The sequence below is a fragment of the Pseudomonas sp. Sample_24 genome (assembly GCF_004307605.1).
Taxonomy (GTDB): domain Bacteria; phylum Pseudomonadota; class Gammaproteobacteria; order Pseudomonadales; family Pseudomonadaceae; genus Aquipseudomonas.
The window spans coordinates 1-3,100 of the sequence record NZ_RCNW01000255.1 but is presented as its reverse complement, the minus strand read 5'-3'; the positions used below and the strand labels follow the sequence as shown (position 1 = coordinate 3,100).

The 3,100-nt window shown below is 56.8% G+C and carries 2 protein-coding genes and 4 tRNA genes; 5 read left to right on the top strand and 1 reads right to left on the bottom strand.

The genetic code is table 11. The features are described 5' to 3' along the window. The 5 genes from D8V06_RS14325 to D8V06_RS14305 form a co-directional block, all read left to right on the top strand. A partial coding sequence (locus D8V06_RS14325) for an AAA family ATPase (RefSeq protein ID WP_130931178.1) occupies nt 1-1,662 on the top strand: 1,662 nt, incomplete at its 5' end. 300 nt (nt 1,663-1,962) lie between these two features. Then, nucleotides 1,963-2,038: transfer RNA gene (locus D8V06_RS14320), tRNA-Asn, on the top strand. 9 nt (nt 2,039-2,047) lie between these two features. After that, a tRNA-Pro gene (locus D8V06_RS14315) sits at nt 2,048-2,124 on the top strand. 5 nt (nt 2,125-2,129) lie between these two features. Beyond that, nucleotides 2,130-2,205 (top strand) — tRNA-Lys (locus D8V06_RS14310). A 95-nt stretch (nt 2,206-2,300) separates the two neighbouring features. Next, a tRNA-Pro gene (locus D8V06_RS14305) sits at nt 2,301-2,377 on the top strand. Nucleotides 2,378-2,558: 181 nt separating this feature from the next. On the opposite strand, the gene D8V06_RS14300 is transcribed toward D8V06_RS14305, so the two are convergent. Then, on the bottom strand, nt 2,559-3,100 hold a 542-nt coding region (locus tag D8V06_RS14300), incomplete at its 5' end, for an FAD-dependent oxidoreductase (RefSeq protein WP_177434425.1).

Sequence of the window (3,100 nt, the reverse complement as noted above, 5' to 3'; positions counted from 1 at the left end):
GCCCTGGCGCGCGGTGAATTGCATTGCGTCGGCGCTACCACGCTCAATGAGTACCGCCAATATATAGAGAAGGATGCCGCTCTCGAACGGCGCTTCCAGAAAGTGTTGGTGGACGAACCGAGCGAAGAGGACACCATTGCCATCCTGCGTGGCCTGAAAGAGCGCTACGAGGTTCACCACAAAGTGGCGATCACCGACGGTGCGATCATCGCGGCGGCCAAGCTCAGTCATCGCTACATCACTGACCGGCAATTGCCGGACAAGGCCATCGACCTGATCGACGAGGCTGCCAGCCGCATCCGCATGGAGATCGATTCCAAGCCCGAAGTGCTGGACCGACTCGAGCGTCGCCTGATTCAACTGAAGGTGGAATCCCAGGCGCTGAAGAAAGAAAGCGACGACGCAGCGAAGAAACGTCTGGAAAAACTCCAGGAAGAAATCGCTCGGCATGAGCGCGAGTACTCGGACCTCGAAGAAATCTGGAATTCGGAAAAAGCCGAGGTGCAGGGTTCTGCGCAGATCCAGCAAAAGATCGAACAGTCCCGCCAGGAACTGGAAACCGCTCGCCGCAAGGGCGACCTGAACCGCATGGCGGAATTGCAGTACGGGGTGATCCCGGACCTGGAACGCAGCCTGCAAATGGTCGACCAGCATGGCAAAGCGGAAAACCAGTTGCTGCGCAGCAAGGTGACTGAAGAAGAGATCGCCGAAGTCGTTTCGAAGTGGACCGGTATTCCGGTGTCGAAGATGCTCGAAGGCGAGCGCGAAAAACTGATGAAGATGGAAAGCCTGTTGCACCAGCGTGTGATTGGCCAGGACGAAGCGGTGGTCGCGGTTTCCAACGCGGTACGGCGTTCCCGCGCCGGGTTGTCCGACCCGAACCGGCCGAGCGGCTCGTTCATGTTCCTCGGCCCTACCGGTGTCGGTAAAACCGAGCTGTGCAAGGCGCTGGCCGAGTTCCTCTTTGACACTGAAGAGGCGATGGTGCGGATCGACATGTCCGAATTCATGGAGAAACATTCCGTGGCTCGCTTGATCGGGGCGCCACCAGGCTATGTCGGCTACGAAGAAGGCGGTTATCTGACCGAGGCGGTGCGTCGCAAGCCTTACTCGGTGATCCTCATGGACGAAGTCGAGAAGGCGCACCCGGATGTGTTCAACGTCTTGCTGCAAGTGCTTGAAGACGGTCGCCTGACGGATAGCCATGGCCGCACGGTGGACTTCAAGAACACTGTGATCGTCATGACTTCCAACCTGGGGTCGGTGCAGATCCAGGAACTGGTCGGTGATCGTGAAGCACAGCGTGCGGCGGTCATGGATGCGATTTCCACGCACTTCCGGCCTGAGTTCATCAACCGGGTCGACGAAGTGGTGATCTTCGAACCGTTGGCGCGGGATCAGATCGCCGGCATTACCGAGATCCAGTTGGGTCGTCTGCGTAGTCGTCTGACTGAACGTGAGCTCAAACTCGAGCTCAGCCCTGAGGCGATGGATAAGCTCATCGCGGTGGGTTACGACCCGGTGTATGGCGCTCGGCCGCTCAAGCGAGCGATTCAGCGCTGGATCGAGAACCCGCTGGCACAGCTGATTCTGTCGGGCCGATTCATGCCAGGCGACACAGCCCACGGTGTGGTGGAAAACGACGAAATCGTCTTCGTCTGATCCTCGGCGGCAGCAAAAATGAAAAGGCCTCGCATTGCGAGGCCTTTTTTTCGTTAGGCTGTTGAACTCAAAGGAAAAGGCTTGTAAAGTGCGCCCCGCAGTCAGTCACCCGCCAGGGTTTTTGCTCCCCAAGCAGGAATCCAAAATAAGTTGCAAATCATTAACTTGAAAGCAATTTAGGGGGTTGACAGAGGTGCTGAAGATTGTAGAATAGCGCGCCTCAGACACACGAACGCAGCGATGCGAACGAGTCGAAGAGAACGCAGTAAAGCTTCAATGTTGTAAATTGAAATATGTAGTTCCGTGATAGCTCAGTCGGTAGAGCAAATGACTGTTAATCATTGGGTCCCAGGTTCGAGTCCTGGTCACGGAGCCAATTTCAAACCGGGGTATAGCGCAGTCCGGTAGCGCGCCTGCTTTGGGAGCAGGATGTCAGGAGTTCGAATCCCCTTACCCCGACCATATTTGGGTCGTTAGCTCAGTTGGTAGAGCAGTTGGCTTTTAACCAATTGGTCGTAGGTTCGAATCCCACACGACCCACCATTTTTGAAACCAGTTAGCGCTGGGATCGAATCTTAAGATCAGACGCCAAAAGCTCTGTTCGCAGAAGGCGCCTTTCGAAGGTGCCTTTTTTTTACCGGGGTATAGCGCAGTCCGGTAGCGCGCCTGCTTTGGGAGCAGGATGTCAGGAGTTCGAATCCCCTTACCCCGACCATATTAAAAATCCTCGTATCGAAAGATACGGGGATTTTTTTTTGTCTTCGAAAAACGCTCTCGAACACCATAAAAACTTGTGGGAGCTGGCTTGCCAGCGATTGCGGTGGGTCATTCAGCGAAGATGTCGACTGAGACACCGCAATCGCGGGCAAGCCCGCTCCCTCAGGGATTGGCGTGTGTTAGTGCAGCTTGAGCCGTGGCTCAGTCCCACGTCCGATCTTGCTGCCCAGCATCAGCATTGCCGTACGGAACGGCCCGTACAGCGCCATCTGGTGCATGCGATACAGCGACACGTAAAACATCCGCGCCAACCAGCCTTCAAGCATTACGCTGCCGGTGAGGTTGCCCATCAAATTACCGACTGCCGAAAAACGCGACAGCGAGATCAGCGAGCCGTAGTCGGTGTACTTGTATTCCGGCAGCGCCTTGCCTTCGATCCGTAGCTTCAGCGATTTGGCCAGCAGTGACGCTTGTTGGTGCGCAGCCTGGGCTCGCGGCGGTACGTTGCGGTCGCTGCCCGGCTGCGGGCAGGCGGCGCAGTCGCCGAAGGCGAAGATGTTCTCGTCGCGGGTGGTTTGCAGGGTCGGCAGCACTTGCAGCTGATTGATGCGGTTGGTTTCCAGGCCGTCGATGTCCTTGAGGAAACCCGGTGCGCGAATCCCCGCCGCCCAGACCTTCAGGCTGGCCTTGATCTCGTTGCCATCGGCGGTGATCAGGCTGT